Here is a 16,632-nt window from a genome sequence, read left to right as displayed (position 1 = left end):
ATCTCATCTGTTTAGTCCTTTGGGTTGCACCTTAAATTCAGTTTGTTTTAATACATAATCAAAAGCTATTGCCATTACTGCGGCTGGCAGCGCACCTGCCAGTATCAGTTGTGGGTTGGCCATCGATATCCCCCGGAAGATCAAATCGCCCAGACCTCCAGCGCCAATAAGACCTGCTAGAGTAGCAACTCCAACCAATAAGACGGTGGCTGTGCGAACCCCGGCCATAATAATCGGCAAAGCCATTGGTAGTTCCACCATCAGCAAAACCTGCCTCGAGGTCATTCCCATGCCAATTCCAGCCTCGACAACCGCTGGCGTAACACCAACAATTCCCGTATAGGTATTACGCAGAATCGGCAATAACCCATAAAGCGTTAGCGCAACAATCGCCGGACCTTTACCAATTCCCAGCAAGGGAATCATAAATCCTAATAAGGCCAGACTGGGAATCGTCTGAATGACCGCAGCTACTCCAATCACCGGTTCAGCCCATCGTTTGAATCGAGTCAGGAGAATTCCCAGCGGAATGGCGATTAAATTGGCTATTGCCAGAGAAATCAAAGTAAGTTCAAGGTGTTGCCAGGAGGCTAACAGGATATCTTCCCAGCGATTTTGCATGATCGCCAACAAATCCATGATCATGCGACCACCCCTTTCTGTTCACTCGCCGTCATGGCGTCTTTATTATTTGTGCCATTCGAAAATTGCTCAGCCATAACATCCACTAAACTGGCTCTGGTTAATACACCAAGTAATTTGTGATCTGAATTAACTACAGCCAGATAAGAAACCTGTTCTTGACTGATCATTTGTATCGCGTCTGTCAGCTCGCAGTTGACCGCGATGCAAGGAGCAAATGGGTCTAACACATCTCGCAGCGCTAGATTCTCATCATCGAAACGACTTTGGATATCCCAGACACTAGTCCTCCCCAACAATTTGTTATCAGAGTCCACAATCAGCAAGGTGTCAACCTTTTGCTTGCGCATTTGCATAATGGCTTCTGCCAGCCCTTTATTCGGTCTGGACGTTATCGGACGTACCATAACATCTGAAATAGCTGGCAACGTTGCGTTATTTCTCAAACGACTCTCGCCAATGAAGCCGCGAACAAACTCATTGGCAGGATGACGCAATATTTGCTCTGGTGTATCCAATTGAACAACCTTGCCATTATGCAGTAAACAAATACGATTGCCAATCTTCAGTGCTTCGTCCATATCATGAGTTACAAAGACAATAGTTTTCTTCATAACTTCCTGCAGACGAACCAGTTCTTCCTGCAGTTGTTCACGGCTAATGGGATCTAAAGCGCTAAACGGTTCATCCATCAGAATAATCGGCGGGTCAGCCGCCATGGCGCGAATTACGCCTACACGCTGTTGTTGACCTCCACTCAGTTCAGCCGGATAACGGTTTCCATAAATTTGCGGATCTAGTTTTACCATTTTCAACAGATCATTAACGCGGTCAATATATGCATCTTCATCCCATTTCTTTAGCCGCGGTACAAGCGCTACATTTTCCGCTATGGTCATGTGTGGCAGCAAACCAATACTTTGAATGACATAGCCAATATTACGCCGTAATTCGACTGGATCAAGTTCACTGATGTCTGTGCCATTTATAGTAATTTTTCCTGAGGACGGCTCAATCAAGCGATTAATCATCTTCATCGTTGTAGTCTTGCCGCAGCCGCTCGGTCCAATGAGTACAAAGATTTCACCGGCTTGAACCTGTAGATTGATTTCATTCAAAACCGTGATTTTATCATACCTTTTTGAGACTTGTTCAAATTTAATCATATAACCTCTCCTTCTGCGTCCAACAACTCTATTATATTCTAAAGTTGTTAGTTGCGCAACCTCAAATAAAAATTTCACTCAATAATTCAAGTTGTTAGTAATGATTAATAAAGAAACGCCCTATTCAGGCGTTTCTTTCGGCATCTTCAAATACTTCTCCATTCGCTGCAGAACTTCACTGTCTCCGACCAGTACAATCCGGTCGCCGATTGCCAGTCGGGCCAGCGGTCCAGGCGAAATCATAACTTCAGTACCGCGTCGAATTGCTACTACTGTGGCTCCTGTCCGCTGCCACATTTGCAACTCACTGATGGTTTTGCCCACAACATGCGCCGTTGTTTCGACTTCAATTTCAATTGGATTATACGGAGTCAAATTGCGAAGACGGTCTGAATAGTTAATGATGTCTGTAAGCATCGCCTCAAAGCGAGCATCGAGCTCCTGTTTTTGTTTCAACAAGAGCTCGATCTCCTGGCGCAACGAATATACAGACTCTGAACTCTTATAGTGTTCAATAAATGCATAGGCTTTTTCCACGCTCACTACTGTGATCTCTTTTCCCTGAGAAACTGAAACCACGCCTTCGGTATTGAGCAAACCAATCGCCTTGCGAATCGTCTCTGGCGAGACATTATACTGACTGGCGAGCAACGTTCGGCCTGATAGCTTAGCCCCTTTCGCAAAGTCGCCGTTAATGATACGTTGAGCTATATCAAGTGCAATCGAACGATATAGTGAGCTGCTTTTCAACATCTTCCCCCACTTTGTCTGATTTTCTCTTGCTCAAATTATATAGCCACTTTCGAAAGATAACAAGTCATTTCCCCAAATATGGATTTGCAATGATTAATACGATGGCAATAACTGTGGCGATAATCGGAATTGACTCAATTAACCCAATAGAAATCAACATAGTCGGCAGCAAAGATGACTTTAATTCCGGTTTCTTACCAATAGCGTCAAGAGTTGTATCTGCGACTCTTGTGTCGCCGTTCGTAGCGCTCAGCATTGTGCTGATAAGAATAAAGACAGACGCAATGATCGAACAGACGATTATGGTTACTCTTTCCATAGGTCACTCTCCTTTCCCATATTTTCGATTTGATCGTTATCACAGGCAATACTGATGACCTGCCAAATGATTACTATCCGCAAAGTAATAAATAGCCCAGCTAAGACAGCGATGATATGGATATTCAAACAGTATTCGCCAAATAAAACAAATGCGACCACGACACACACTCGGCTGATTAAGCCGTTGTTTATGTTCATGGCCGCCTGCTGTATACTGGTCCGCAGACCTTTCTGATATTGAAAATTCAATAACATATAGTAACTAATTCCGGTAAGTGTGCCATAGAGAATAGCAAAGACGTGCTGCCCAAAACCAACCAGTGTAACAACTATACTGACAGCAATGCCCGAAGCCATCATGACAATTACGCACTGTCTACCGCTAATGATGCGAAATTCCCCCATCACAAGCACACCTCTTTACACTATGAATAAATTATGACTATATGTCATAATTTAGGGCATGTTAGACAATGCCCACTAAGTGCTTCACTGTACTATATGCAGAATAAGGAAAAAAGTTGCCTATCTAATTATTTTTTTGGTCAAACTACAAGTTGATTATGAATACAAAGTATTTACATGGAAATCACTTGAAATCCATTGTTATTTGACTATAATAAATATATAGACTATTTATAGTTTTACCGTTCAAGGGGAGTAGCCCTTACAGCAAAGTCGTCAGGACGGCGCTAGTCGCCCGGCTTTGTTGGCAACAGAAGTTGCAGGCGAGACCTTGCCGCTATCGGCAAGGTCTCGCTTCTTTTAGGAGAGGAGGTGAAGCGATGATGAAGTATTGTGTCATCATGAATTTCGGCGCCTGCGTAGTAATTAAGGGGGGCTGATAATGAACTGGCCAAAAATCACAGGCTATGTAGGCGTAACTTCCAGCGTTATTTCCATCGTTTCTCAAGTTGCCTCCACTATTGTCCCAGAGCAAGGCTATCATAACCAAATTTATGATATGCTGCGATGGTCCAGTTTTCTCTGGGCTTACGCGATCTTTACGATGGCAGTGTATCTAAGCAAAACTTTAGAAAGACCGATTCATGTAGTATTTGGACTCGCTACAGCGTTGTTGTGTCTTTCACTACGAGCAGAATGGGGATATGGCGTAGGAATCGCGTATTCGTTCTGGGCGTATGCGAAGCTGGATCAGAAACCAGGCAACCTGCCTTTTTGATCCGCGGACATCCTTCGTTGCCCGTTTCCAATGGCGAGGGCCTCCAAAACAGGAATGCCAAATCGCAACTGGTTTTGACGGAAAAAGGAGAGGGAAAAATGAAAGAATGGTATCAATCGTCTGTATCAGACATCGCCGAAAATCTCAAAACACATCCGGAGAATGGATTATCAAGAACAGACGCTATAGAGCGCCTAAAAGCAGGCTACAATGAACTTCCCGAGCAGGAGCATGAGACTCTGTTACAAAAGTTCATCAATCAATTTAAGGATTTTTTGGTACTAATTCTTATTGGCGCGAGTTTGATTTCTGTCGCAATTGGCGAGGTTACAGACTCTATCGTTATCCTGGCAATCGTACTATTAAATGCCTTTCTTGGGGTTTTTCAGGAGTTTAAGGCCGAGAAGGCCTTGGATGCATTGAAAAAGATGGCAGCGCCTCACGCCAAGGTTTTACGTGACGGCGAGATTATGATCATTCCTTCCCGGGAACTGGTCACTGGTGACGTGGTCTTGTTGGAAGCGGGCGACTATATTCCCGCTGATATTCGCATCGTTGAGTCGATGAATCTAAAGGTCGAAGAAGCCTCTTTGACCGGCGAATCAGTACCTGTAGAGAAAACGGCAGAGCTATTGACAGGGCAGGTTCCCTTGGCCGATCGCCACAATATGGGCTTTATGAGTACCATTGTGACATATGGCCGTGGTAAGGGGGTTGTTGTTGAAACAGCTATACGCACCGAGATCGGCAAAATTGCCGGCATGCTCCAATCCTATGAGGAAGAGGCCACCCCTCTCCAGAAAAAATTGGAGAAATTCGGCAAAGGCTTAGGTTTGTTGTGTCTGGCTGTTTGCGCACTCGTATTTGCCCTTGGTATATATGAAGCGTATCTTGATGGAAAACTTGACATGCATGAAGCAACCGAGATGTTAATGACAGCTGTCAGCCTGGCCGTAGCCGCGATTCCCGAAGGATTGCCTGCAGTCGTGACCATTGTACTGGCCTTAGGAATGCAGCGTATGGTTAAGCGGAACGTCATCGCCAAACGGTTGCATGCTGTCGAAACTCTAGGCAGTGTCACAGTTATCTGTTCGGATAAAACCGGCACTCTGACACAAAATCAAATGACGGTAACCAAAGCGTTTGCCTCAGGTAAAATGTTTTCTTTCACCGGTGAGGGCTACGCTCCAGAAGGTGAAGTGCTTTGTAATGGGCAAACGATCAAGCAGGGTTCAGAACAGGGACTGGCTACCTTGCTTACTGGCTCAACACTCTGTAATGATGCGAAAATCAAACAGAATGAAGAAACAAACGCCTGGGGCATCGTCGGCGATCCCACTGAAGCAGCACTACTGGTAGCCGCCGCTAAAGGTGGCTATGGAACCGATACGCTGGGGGATTCATGTCTACGGGTTCAGGAAATTCCCTTTGATTCTGATCGAAAAATGATGACAACCTTCCATAATGAAAATGGCAAAATACGGTGTTACGTAAAAGGCGCGCCAGACATTCTGATTAGCCGCTCCCTAAATCTGTTAACAGAAAGCGGGATAGAGCCGCTTTCCGAAGATCATAGACAGGCGATTAACGCAGCAAACAGCGAAATGGCGTCTCAGGCGCTGCGGGTTCTGGCTGTATCGTACCGTGAATTTGACCAAATGCCTGCTACACTGACTTCTGATGAGATAGAGAAAAACCTGACATTCGTCGGTCTCATGGGTATGATTGATCCGCCTCGCAGTGAAGCCAAAGAAGCAGTAAAGTTATGCAAAGCCGCAGGCATCAGAGCGGTAATGATCACAGGCGACCATCCGGATACCGCATTCGCCATCGCTAAAGATCTCGGCATTGCCCAGCATAAGGATCAAGTCCGTACCGGACAGCAGTTGAATGAATTAACCCCGGACCAAATGCGTCAAACTGTTATGGCGGCCAACGTATTTGCCCGTGTTTCGCCTGAACACAAGGTGGCAATTGTTGAGAATCTAAAAGCTAATGGTCAGATTGCCGCTATGACCGGTGATGGTGTCAATGACGCTCCGGCGTTGAAAAAAGCAGATATCGGCGTCGCCATGGGCATTACCGGTACTGACGTTACCAAGGAAACTGCCGACATGGTCGTAACTGACGATAATTTTGCCAGCATTGTCGCCGCTGTTGAAGAAGGACGGGTAATCTACTCCAATATCCGCAAATTCGTGTATTTTCTATTGTCTTGCAACACGGCGGAAATCTTGGTCGTGTTCTGTGCCATGCTGATCGGGTGGCCTGTTCCCCTGCTTCCTATCCAACTGTTATGGGTTAATCTGGCTACTGACGCCTTCCCAGCGCTGGCTTTAGGCATGGAGAAAAAAGAACCAGATGTGATGGAGGTGCCGCCGCGCAATCCTGAAGAACCGCTCCTCAATCGCACGATGAAAATGTTTATTGGCGTACAAAGCGTAGCTATGACAATTACGGTTTTAGGCGGTTTCTACTATGGGATGCAGTCCTCGGGCGGAGACCTTGCAACTGCCCGGACATTCGCGTTTGTTACCTTGATCGCTAACCAGTTGATCTGTGCATACAGTGCGAGGTCCGAACATTTCTCCGTATTTAAGCTTGGCTTGTTCAGCAATAAATATCTCAACGCCGGAAACGCCCTAGCGTTTGCATTGCTCCTCGCCGCTCTCTACGGACCACTGCACGCATTGTTCCGGACTATTGAGCCTACGATGCAGCATTGGGGCGTACTCGCACTGTTGGCGCCGATCCCCTTCCTAGTTGTTGAATTGACGAAACACTTCTATCATACCAGCACTGCTAGCCCTGTTAACCAGACTTCTAGCACTCAAGCAAGCGAGTATTAAAAAGCTTTCGGAATTAGACTTTAAACTGATTAACGGGCGCCTTTTGGCGCCCGTTAATCAGTTTAAATCTTTTATTTTCTGTTGCTAAACTGACGACGATGATGGCTATACTCAAATTCCATTTCGAAAATCGCTCTGCGGATTTTCTCCCATCTTGCAGCTTCTTCTATTTCTTGTTCAGACTTTTGTCGGATATGACTCCAAAAAAGCTGCAAAATAGCTGCGCCGCGTTTCAGTCCATGATCATACAGTAGTTTTTTAAAGACGGTATTTACAAAAAAGTTCTCCACTAGAATACTGCCCGCATCCTGACTTGGATTGCAGGGATCGGCTGTCTCCAACTGTTCATAGTTTCGATAAATCAAGCGAGTAATCTCGCGTCCCATATCATCAGGCTTATTGGAGCAGAGAATATCTATTGTATCACAGACTCTATTGATCCGATCTTCCATTGGCAAGCTTCGCCACTGTAGAATGTCAATAAAATGTTGTTCTAGTTCAAAATAATAGTGAAGTGGATGATCTAACGAATATTGCTGCGGATACGCCTGGGTAACAAAATTTTCTGAATAGATGTGAACAGGTCTGACCTCAGAGCGAATAATCTCCAGATAAGATTCGCTGACCAACTTGAGCACGGCTGGACAACTGAAGCTCAATGTCAGTTCAATGCCCCGCGCTGTGTTCATCGGATAACGCGGAAACGTTTTGCAGACAACGTCTAAATGCTCATGCCCTGCTTCCTTGTGCAGCCGACAGAGATTATTGGGCTGGAGAAACCAACACTGTCCCTGCGGTTGCTTAGCGATCATCGCGTATTCTCCCAAGCTAGGGCTTTCGATAGCCAGAAAAGCCTCATTAAATTCGTCAACTCGACCAGTCACGCGAAATAGGTCTGCATTTCGCTGGTAGCAAGTCTGATCAACAGTTACCATCCAATTATTTTGGCAGCACGTTCCACACATCTGGCACTGAAATTCCGAGAATAGATTGGCATAGATATATAGCATATAGCCTCTCCGTTAGCCAGCTTTAGATCCGCCAAGATAGGCGGCCATCACCCGGGGATCATTAGCGATATCCTCTGCTTTGCCGTGTAGAATTGTTTTACCAGTTTCCAGCACATATGCGTAATGCGCGATTTTTAACGCTTGCCGGACGTTTTGCTCGACCAGTAGTATGGTAGTGCCCTCCTGGTTGATCTCTTGAATAACCCGGAAAATATCAGCAACAACCAGTGGTGCCAGTCCCATAGACGGCTCATCAAGCAGCAACAGCTTTGGTCTGGCCATTAGCGCGCGGCCGATGGCTAGCATCTGCTGTTGTCCGCCAGAAAGAGTGCCGCCAAGTTGCTGTTGGCGTTCTTCCAAGATAGGAAAGCGCTTAAATACAGACTGAATATCTTGTTGGATTGTGCTATCAGTTCGTTGATGAGCACCCATTTCCAAGTTTTCTAATACTGTCATACGAGTGAGAATACTACGACCTTCGGGAACCAATGAAATGCCCATGCCAACAACCTGGTGGACTGGCACGCCAATCAGGCTCCGCCCCTGGAAAGTTAGCTCACCGAATTGAGGGCGAAGCAAGCCCATGATGGTCTTCATCGCTGTGCTTTTCCCGGCACCGTTTGCCCCAATCAAGGAAACAATAGACCCTTCCGGCACTGATAGACTGAGGTCTTTTAAGGCTCGTATGCTACCATAACCTGCAGCAACTTGCTTGATCTGCAGCATATCATGCATCCTCCTTCCCTAGATAGGCTTCGATCACTGCCGGGTTCTGCTGTATCTCTGCCGGCGATCCTTCGGCAATCTTTCGTCCAAAATTGAGGACCACTAAACGGTCACACACATTCATCATCAAATGCATGTCGTGTTCAATAATTACAACAGATTTTCCAAGTTCTTTTATTTTCGCAATCAGAACTCGAATATCCTCTGTTTCACTCTCATTCATACCTGCCGTCGGTTCATCCAGCAGCACAATGTCTGGCTCAGCAGCTAAAGCCCGGGCAATCTCTAAGCGGCGTTGCTTGCCATAAGGCAACGATCCAGCCAATACACCTGCTGAACTGTCTAAACCAACTAAACGCAGCAGCGTATTCGCCTTATCATGTGTGTGGAGTTCCTCACTGCATTGCTGTTTTGTGCGCCATAATCCCTGCCAGATCCCCGACTTTGTCCGGCAATGCGCTCCTACCATAACGTTTTCCAGTGCGCTTATATGCCCGAATAATCGGATGTTCTGAAACGTGCGGGCGATGCCCAGGCCGGTGATGGAATGCGGCTTCATGCCAACGAGCGATGTTTTTTTGTAGGAGATTGTACCGAGAGTAGGTGAAAAAACGCCGGTAATTAAATTAAACAAGGTGGTTTTACCTGCGCCGTTAGGACCGATGATGCCGAGTATTTGACCAGGATTGACTGAAAAGTTTACATCATTCAAGGCTGCAAGGCCGCCAAAATTCTTACTTACTTGCTTAAGCTCGAGCATCATCGACAGCCTCCTCCCTTGCCACAGCATCTGCTTTTGAGCGTTTTAGCCACTTTTCCCGTATAGACGCGAATAGTTCTTCGCTCAGCAGCCCCTGCGGACGGAATACCATCATCATAACCAAAATAGCCCCATATATCATTTCGCGGAATTCGGCTACAGACCGAAGCAGTTCAGGCAATAGAGTCAAAATCACGGATCCCAGCACTGGACCCCAGACGACATCGCTGCCACCAAGCACAGCAAAAAGGAGAATTTCTACCGCACGATGGTAGGAAAAGTCCTTGGGACCAATATAGAAAGTCACATGAGCTGCCAGACCGCCAGCAATACCAGCGACAAACGCGCCCAGGAAAAATGCCAACAATTTGTATCTGGCTGTATTGACTCCTGATACCTCTGCGGCATGCTCATCACCTTTGATAGCGGCAAAAGCTCGCCCAACGCGGGATGAGTTTAGCCGTATAGCAAAGAATAGTAAAAACGCCAGCAGGGCCGCCAACAGGATAATAACTGTAATACTTCCCAACTGCTGCACAGTCAAACTGCCAAGCCCATCTGCCAACCCACTCTGAGATAGTTTCGCGCTGATCATAGAACCTAATGAAGGAATACCGGAAAGGCCTAAAGCACCATTGGTAATCTTAAGATTAAGAAAGATTACCCGTACCACTTCGCCAAACCCCAAGGTGGCAATAGCAAGGTAAAGCCCTTGCAACCTAGTCGTTGGGATGCCAATCACGCCAGCCGCGAGACAAGCGGCCAAGCCGCCTGTGGGAATAGCAAGATAAACTGGCCAGCCGGCTTTCAGAGTGAGCAATGCTGACGTGTAGGCACCCACACTCATAAATCCGGCATTGCCGAGCGAAAGCTGTCCAGTCGAAAGGGTAAGATAGATACTGATGCCTAGCATGGCATTAATCAGCATAAAGGTTATGATTTGCAAATAATAAGGGTTGAGCAAAGCATCCATCATCCTACCTCCCTTCCTGTGTTTCGCCAAATAATCCCTGCGGACGAACGAACAACAAAACGATGATTAAACCAAATGCCACAGCCTCACGGTATGAGGAAGCGCCATAAGCCACGCTAAAGACTTCTGCCAGCCCTAATATCAGGCCCCCGAACATCGCGCCAGTGATGTTGCCTAAGCCGCCCAGAATCAGTACGGCTAAGCCCTTAAAGCCCATCGGAATCCCCATCGTCGGTTCAACCGCATTGAATGCAAGTCCAATGAGCACTCCTGCCACCGCTCCTAGCCCAGATGCCAGCATAACAGTCATGGTAATCACTTTTTTGGTATCAACGCCCAGTAATCCGGCAGTCTCGATGTTTTCCGCAGTAGCGCGAATCGATTTACCGACTTTTGTTTTCGCCAGCCAAAATCGCAGCGAGGCCATCATACCAAAGGAAACGATTAGGATAATCACCTGAACCATTGAGATTCGGATGAATCCCGTATCGATTAGTGATCCTCCATAAATCGGCGGAAAGGACTGAGCCTGAGGGCCAAATAACTTCAGTGCCAAACTCTCAAGAAAAATAGATACCCCGATTGTGCTGATGAGGGGAGCCATATGCGACACCGCGCGTTTCCGCAAAGGACGCAAGGCAATTCGCTCCAGCAAATACCCCAGACAAGCTCCGGTCATCATTGCCCCCAGCATAGCCGCAAAAATGTTCACTTTGCCTACAGTGACCAGCATCAAGCCGGCAAAGGCCCCGAGCATGAAGATTTCACCATGAGCCATGTTAACAATATTAAGAACACCAAATATTAATGTGTAGCCGATCGCGATTAACGAATAGGCGCTACCGAGTGTAAGGCCATTAACCACTTGCTGCCAGAACATGCTTACCCCCCCCCCCTCGCTTACCATATTGTCTTGTTACTTCAATTCAGTGAACTGACCATCCTTAACCACCAGTACAGTGGCGTCCATTGCCGGGTTGCGTTTAGCGTCAAACGCGAAATTACCGGTTACACCGTGGAAATCTTTAATCGTGGCCAGATTTTCTTTCAGTTTTTTCCGGTCATTGGTTGTTCCGGCTTTTTCAAGAGCTAAAGCTATGATGTGCATAGCATCATAGGACTGGGCTGCGAATTGATCCGGTTCTTTATTATATTTAGCTTTATATGCTGCAATAAACTGTTTTACCTTGGGGTCATCCTTGCCAGGAAACCATGGGCTGGCGACAATAGAACCATCCGCAGCTTTGCCGGCAGATTTAATCAGTTGCGGCGAATTAAAGCCATTATTACCGACGAAAGGAACGGCGATGCCAATCTCACGCGCTTTTTTCAAAATCAGCGCCGCTTCTTGGTATAAGCCTGCAACCATGACCGCATCAGGCTTCAGTGAAGCGATCTTGGTCAGTTGAGCAGAATAGTCGGTGTCTTTATCAGCAAACGTTTCTATTGTGAGTATTTCCATCCCGTTTGCTTTGACCGATTGTTCAAACGTCTTGAACCCGGATACTGCAAAGTCATTGTTATTCGAGTACATGATCGCAACTTTTTTCAAACCGAACTTTTCTTTGGCTTTCTTCACCGCATGGGGAATAGCCAGTGATTCAGGTAGCGAATTACGGAAAATCGTGTCACCGATTTCGGTAATCCCTTCCGCCGTTATGGAAGTGCCCATGATAGGAACGCCGGCTTGGGCGGTAATCGGTCCCACGGCAAACATTTCGCCGCTCAGCGTCGGCCCGATAATGCCAACAACATTATCTTTGTGAATCAATTTGTTGACCGCATTGATTGCTTCATTTTTTTCGCCTTTAGAATCTTCAAAGATCAACTCGATTTTCACTTTGCCAGCTGCATTAATCTCATCTCTTGCCAGCTCGATTCCCTGTCGGATTGCTTCCCCATAGGCAGCGCCGCCTCCAGTGAGATAGGAAACTACACCAATTTTTGCTTGGCTTCCTGTTGGCGATGATCCAGGCGCGGCTTTTGGACTGCCGCCGCACCCCGCAACAGCGAACATTGTCAGTAGCGTGAAGATTGCCCAACCTCTATACATTTTTTTCATATTCGATTTCATAGTTATCCACCTTTCGTTTTGTAATAATGGCTGATTTAACCTTAAAGCTAGCGCCGGCTGATCCATGCGCGAATCATCACCTCCTTAAAAATAACATCGCCCCTATCAGCGCATAATTGCGCTGATAGGGGCGACGATCGCGGTACCACCCTACGTTGTACTCAAATTCATCCGGCTATGCCAGATTACCGCATAACGGACGGTGCCGCTTTTGCCTACTTTCACGTTAACGCGAACATCAACAAAAGAGTTTCTGGGTGAGTTCAGCAACAATCACGCTCCGGCTCGCACCACCCGCCGGCTCTCTGTAGCGCTTCGCTTGCTACTTTAGTCCCAGTCATTACTGATTTCAGTATTACTCTGTATTTTGTATTTTTTACAATTATCCCAGTCCCTTCAGCTTTTGTCAATAGGCAAAGTGTAAAGTTGCTTAAGTTATTGTCTCCCCGGCTATGAATTTGTAAATCCAGCTACCTATCTATAGCAACAAATATGCAAATAACAGCCCATTAGCCAATTTGACCAACAATTTCAAAGATTTTCGATAAAATTTTGAAAAAAGCCTTTACTATTTGCTTAAACAAGTGTATATTAGTAATTGCCCGTATGTCGGTAAACTAGTCATCTGTCCTTCTCATACTCGAAGGGACCTTGATGAGTGAATTCCAAGACTATTAGGGTAATCGATGATTTCTGAGGAGGACTCAAACATGTCTCAAGACAAAAACCTATCCTGCCGTGATTGTGGCGCTGAATTCGTATTCACTGCTGCAGAACAAGACTTCTACGCGGAAAAAGGCTTCACCAACGAACCAGGTCGTTGCCCGGATTGCCGTCGCGCCCGTAAACAAGCCAACAATGGTGGCGGTTTCGGTGGCGGTCGTCAACAACGCGAAATGCATGAAGCTACTTGTGCAGCTTGTGGCGTACAAACTCAAGTACCGTTCCGTCCGAGCGGTGACCGCCCTGTATACTGCAGCGATTGCTTCCGTCAAAACAGCGGTAGCCGTCGTTACTAATTAGCTGATTAAGCCCTCTGTCATTTGACAGAGGGCTTTTTTATTTGTCAAATGAAGTTTTTCAAATAATACCCATTAAACCTCTCAAACGAAGAAGATCGCCGCGCTTCGCTCGCGATGACGCCATCTTACTATGCGTGTCATCGCGAGCGAAGCGCGGCGATCTTCCCAAGGATTATTCTACGTCGAAAATTTTGCCGGGGTTTAGGATAAGATTCGGATCAAGCGCGTTTTTAATGGCGCGCATCATATTGAGTTCACCAACAGGAGTAAATTCTTGCATCAGTTGTTTGCGTTTGTAGCCAATGCCGTGCTCACCTGACAACTTGCCGCCTATCCGGTAGACCGCAGCGTACAGTTCAGTCTGCATCGCTTCGATCTTTTGATCCCATTCGTCATCAGGCATATTTCCTTTAAGAATATTCAAATGAACATTACCATCACCAGCATGACTAGCTGTACGAGTTACCAACTGGTACTTTTCGCTAAGTACGGCGATTTCTCGCATAAGTTGCGGAATTTGATCAACCGGAACGACTATGTCTTCTTTACCCATCACCAAGCTCTCATGACGAACTGCCTCGGCAAATGCCTTACGCGCCCGCCATATTTTCTGCGGATCAGCAACAAGAACGCTGAGCGCCCCATTTTCCGTGCAAAGCTCATCAAGCAGAACACTTTTATCATCAAGCATATCCTCTGTATCTGCTTCAACCTGGAGAATAATATAGTGTCCATTCTCACTGTGCGGCAGCTTTTCATTTAAGAAGTGCTCCACACTTTTAATGGTCACATTATCCATAAACTCAACACAGGTTGGCGTCACACCTGCTTTAATTACTTTTGACACAATACCAACAGCAGAATCGATATCCGGGAAGATTGCCAACAGATCGACAACATGCTGCGGCAGCGGCATCAGCTTAAGAGTAATACGGGTAATGACGCCCAGAGTTCCTTCTGAGCCGATCAGGAGCTGCTCCAGACTATAACCGGTCGTATTTTTCGCTAGCCGTCCACCGAGCTCTACGATGTCGCCGGTCGGAGTCACAACTTGCATGCCATATACTTGATGTCGCGTTGTTCCATACTTGACCGCTTTATTGCCGCCTGCATTTGTTGCCACGTTGCCGCCAATGAAGCAACTATCGCCGCTACAGGGGTCTCCGGCGTAAAATAATTCGTGCGTTTTAGCGGCTTTCTGCACATCATCAGTCCGAACGCCAGGCTCAACAATCATGTATAAACACTCATCATTAATTTCAAGAACACGGTTCATCCGTTCAAGGCTCAATACGATGCCGCCGTCGATCGGCACAGCGCCGCAGGCAAGGCCAGTACCCGCTCCCCTCGGCACTATCGGGATCAGTTCACGGTTAGCCAATTTCAATATCTCTGCCACTTGTTCGGCCGCGTCAGGCAGTACAACTACCTCCGGCATATGGTGATAACGGCTGTCTGTTACTTCGTCATGCGCATATGGCTCCATTTTTTCAGCATCTGTGAATACATACCTATCGCCGACAATTAGCTTAAGTTGATCAAGAATAGTTTGTGTAACTGAATTATATTGCTTCATTTTTAGCCTCCAACACTAATTTATTTAACTAAGCCGAGCCAATTCCAATATGTCAATACTACTATGCTCATGAAAACAGCCGCGAAAATACTCATCACTGCGCCAGTTTTCATCAGTTCATTGGCAGTGATATGTCCGGTGCCCATGGCAACAGCATTCGGCATATTGCTAACCGGCAATAGATATTGATGTTGCATATTCATACCTAAGATTAAAGCGAAAACCATTGGATCAGCGTTGATTGCGACTGCGTGGGCAATAATAATCGGGGTAAGCGCAGTCGTCTTCGGACCACCGCCGGTAAAAAAGATTTGTAAAGCAGTAGCGATCCAGATCAGAAGAATCATCTGCATCGAATGCGACATGGCAGCAATAGGACCAAGCATTGTTCCCGCAATCCATTTAGCAGCCCCGGAACTCACCAGTGCGGCGCCCATGGACAGACCTGCTCCATAGAGAATAAATACATTCCAGGGAACTTTCGTTGAAGCTTCCTTCCAGTTCATGATACCTTGAGCAGGCCACAGCAGAAGAATAATGGAGAGCATTCCGACAATGACGACATTAATCTTATGTATGGCATCTGTCGCCCACAACAGTAGTGTCAGAAGAAACACGATCATCGTATAAATCTCATGACGGCTTAGGTTACCCAGCGCAGCCAGTTCCCGCTGGATGTAGGACTGACCTTCACCCAAATTTTTGATTTCTGGCGGCCACATTAGGCGCAGTAAATAGACAGATATAAACGCCATAATAAACGCAGGCGGTCCGCCGATCCGGAACCATTCCGACCAGGAAATCGTTTTCTTAGTGGCAGCTTCAATGAGACCAGCCGTTATCGGATTGCCCACATGAGCGGTTAGCACGCCGATACTCATCATCGTTCCACTCATCGCAACAATAAAGATAAGGGCTTTTACGATATTGGACTGTCCTTGCTTCGCATCAAATGCTTGACCGATACCAAGAATAATTGGCAACATTAACAGGGTTCGCGCCGTAATGGAAGGAACCAGGAAGCTGAGTACAGCCATTACTCCAGCAACCGCCCAGTACACTTTGTTAGCCGATCCACCAGCTAAGTTGACAAGCACTAGTGCAATTCGCTTGGATAGTCCGGATTTCTCCATGCAACCGGCCATGATAAAGCCGATGACAATCAGCCATAGTGAGGTGTTCGCATAGCCGCTGAAAGCGCCGGCCACCGTGGTTGCATTTAGCGCCGCCAAGAGGAACACAATCAGCAATCCACTGAGCGCATCATCGATCGCTTGAGTCACCCAAACGACGATGGCGAATACCGCCACTGCCAAAGACGCCTTTCCCGCTGCTTTTAGACCGGCAACTTCAGGAGTCAGCCAATTAATGGCTGCGAGACAAGCAAATGCCGCGATAACTTGGAGCCACTTCTTTGGTGTCATAGTTTACCCCCCTCTTTTTTCGCCGATCCTTTTAAGTTCGGCTTTTAATTTCATTATGACACACATTAATTAAAAGTTCACGGGCATTTTTTGGAAATAAATGTGAATAAAATCACAAGGGTACTCATTCAAAATGAGATCTTTCTTAGAATT

Annotated in this window: 16 protein-coding genes and 1 other annotated feature; of the genes, 3 read left to right on the top strand and 13 right to left on the bottom strand. The window is 46.6% G+C overall.

The genetic code is table 11. The features are described 5' to 3' along the window. Window positions 1–3: 3 nt before the first annotated feature. The 5 genes from AXX12_RS17650 to AXX12_RS17630 all read right to left on the bottom strand — a co-directional run bounded on the left by AXX12_RS17650 (window position 4) and on the right by AXX12_RS17630 (window position 3,290). The gene (locus tag AXX12_RS17650) at window positions 4–645 is read right to left on the bottom strand and encodes an ABC transporter permease (protein WP_066245584.1); all 642 of its coding nucleotides are present in this window, start codon (window positions 643–645) and stop codon (window positions 4–6) included. Beyond that, window positions 642–1,808, bottom strand: a complete 1,167-nt coding sequence (locus tag AXX12_RS17645) for an ABC transporter ATP-binding protein (protein WP_066245582.1) — start codon at window positions 1,806–1,808, stop codon at window positions 642–644. Before AXX12_RS17645 ends, AXX12_RS17650 begins: the two co-directional genes overlap by 4 nt. A 120-nt stretch (window positions 1,809–1,928) precedes the next feature. Further along, window positions 1,929–2,561: a TrkA C-terminal domain-containing protein gene (locus AXX12_RS17640; protein WP_066245581.1), complete on the bottom strand. Its 633-nt coding sequence runs from the start codon at window positions 2,559–2,561 to the stop codon at window positions 1,929–1,931. A 64-nt stretch (window positions 2,562–2,625) separates the two neighbouring features. After that, on the bottom strand, window positions 2,626–2,880 hold the full coding sequence (locus AXX12_RS17635; RefSeq protein ID WP_066245580.1) for a F0F1 ATP synthase subunit C: 255 nt from the start codon (window positions 2,878–2,880) through the stop codon (window positions 2,626–2,628). After that, window positions 2,868–3,290, bottom strand: a complete 423-nt coding sequence (locus tag AXX12_RS17630; RefSeq protein WP_156478714.1) for a hypothetical protein — start codon at window positions 3,288–3,290, stop codon at window positions 2,868–2,870. Before AXX12_RS17630 ends, AXX12_RS17635 begins: the two co-directional genes overlap by 13 nt. Before the next feature lie 439 nt (window positions 3,291–3,729). Here AXX12_RS17630 and AXX12_RS17625 point away from each other — a divergent pair, with 439 nt between their 5' ends. Together AXX12_RS17625 and AXX12_RS17620 are read left to right on the top strand one after the other, a co-directional pair. Continuing rightward, entirely contained in the window at window positions 3,730–4,065 is a 336-nt protein-coding gene (locus tag AXX12_RS17625; RefSeq protein WP_066245576.1) for a hypothetical protein, read from the top strand. A 98-nt stretch (window positions 4,066–4,163) separates the two neighbouring features. Next, window positions 4,164–6,914: a cation-translocating P-type ATPase gene (locus AXX12_RS17620; protein ID WP_066245574.1), complete on the top strand. Its 2,751-nt coding sequence runs from the start codon at window positions 4,164–4,166 to the stop codon at window positions 6,912–6,914. Window positions 6,915–6,985: 71 nt separating this feature from the next. Here AXX12_RS17620 and fliB read toward each other — a convergent pair whose 3' ends face one another. From fliB to AXX12_RS17590, 6 genes are read right to left on the bottom strand one after another with little or no spacing between them, the layout of a single operon-like run. Beyond that, window positions 6,986–7,924, bottom strand: coding sequence for a flagellin lysine-N-methylase (fliB, locus tag AXX12_RS17615; RefSeq protein WP_066245572.1), 939 nt, complete (start codon window positions 7,922–7,924; stop codon window positions 6,986–6,988). 12 nt (window positions 7,925–7,936) lie between these two features. Beyond that, complete coding sequence (locus tag AXX12_RS17610) at window positions 7,937–8,650, bottom strand: ABC transporter ATP-binding protein (RefSeq protein WP_066245570.1); 714 nt, start codon at window positions 8,648–8,650, stop codon at window positions 7,937–7,939. Window position 8,651: 1 nt separating this feature from the next. Further along, a complete protein-coding gene (locus AXX12_RS17605) occupies window positions 8,652–9,413 on the bottom strand; it encodes an ABC transporter ATP-binding protein (protein WP_066245568.1) in 762 nt (253 codons plus the stop codon). After that, window positions 9,397–10,383 carry a branched-chain amino acid ABC transporter permease gene (locus tag AXX12_RS17600; protein ID WP_066245566.1) on the bottom strand — a complete coding sequence of 329 codons (987 nt, stop codon included), beginning with the start codon at window positions 10,381–10,383 and terminating at the stop codon, window positions 9,397–9,399. Before AXX12_RS17600 ends, AXX12_RS17605 begins: the two co-directional genes overlap by 17 nt. Window positions 10,384–10,387: 4 nt before the next feature. Further along, window positions 10,388–11,263: a branched-chain amino acid ABC transporter permease gene (locus AXX12_RS17595; RefSeq protein WP_066245563.1), complete on the bottom strand. Its 876-nt coding sequence runs from the start codon at window positions 11,261–11,263 to the stop codon at window positions 10,388–10,390. 36 nt (window positions 11,264–11,299) lie between these two features. Further along, complete coding sequence (locus tag AXX12_RS17590; RefSeq protein ID WP_461781738.1) at window positions 11,300–12,400, bottom strand: ABC transporter substrate-binding protein; 1,101 nt, start codon at window positions 12,398–12,400, stop codon at window positions 11,300–11,302. A gap of 180 nt (window positions 12,401–12,580) precedes the next feature. Continuing rightward, window positions 12,581–12,807 (bottom strand) — a binding site (T-box leader). A gap of 360 nt (window positions 12,808–13,167) precedes the next feature. On the opposite strand from AXX12_RS17590, the gene AXX12_RS17585 reads away from it, so the two are divergent. Continuing rightward, window positions 13,168–13,476 (top strand): zinc-ribbon domain containing protein, encoded by a 309-nt coding sequence (locus AXX12_RS17585; protein WP_066245561.1) that lies wholly within the window; start codon window positions 13,168–13,170, stop codon window positions 13,474–13,476. 175 nt (window positions 13,477–13,651) lie between these two features. Here the strand turns inward: AXX12_RS17585 and AXX12_RS17580 are convergent, their stop codons facing one another. Together AXX12_RS17580 and AXX12_RS17575 are read right to left on the bottom strand one after the other, a co-directional pair. After that, the gene (locus tag AXX12_RS17580; protein WP_066245559.1) at window positions 13,652–15,055 is read right to left on the bottom strand and encodes an FAD-binding oxidoreductase; all 1,404 of its coding nucleotides are present in this window, start codon (window positions 15,053–15,055) and stop codon (window positions 13,652–13,654) included. A 20-nt stretch (window positions 15,056–15,075) separates the two neighbouring features. Continuing rightward, window positions 15,076–16,479, bottom strand: coding sequence for an SLC13 family permease (locus tag AXX12_RS17575; RefSeq protein WP_066245557.1), 1,404 nt, complete (start codon window positions 16,477–16,479; stop codon window positions 15,076–15,078). Window positions 16,480–16,632 lie beyond the last annotated feature (153 nt).

Origin of the sequence: Anaerosporomusa subterranea (assembly GCF_001611555.1) — a bacterium.
Lineage (GTDB): Bacteria > Bacillota > Negativicutes > Sporomusales > Acetonemataceae > Anaerosporomusa > Anaerosporomusa subterranea.
The sequence above is the reverse complement of the archived record's forward strand: the minus strand, read 5'-3'. Positions and strand labels throughout refer to the sequence as shown.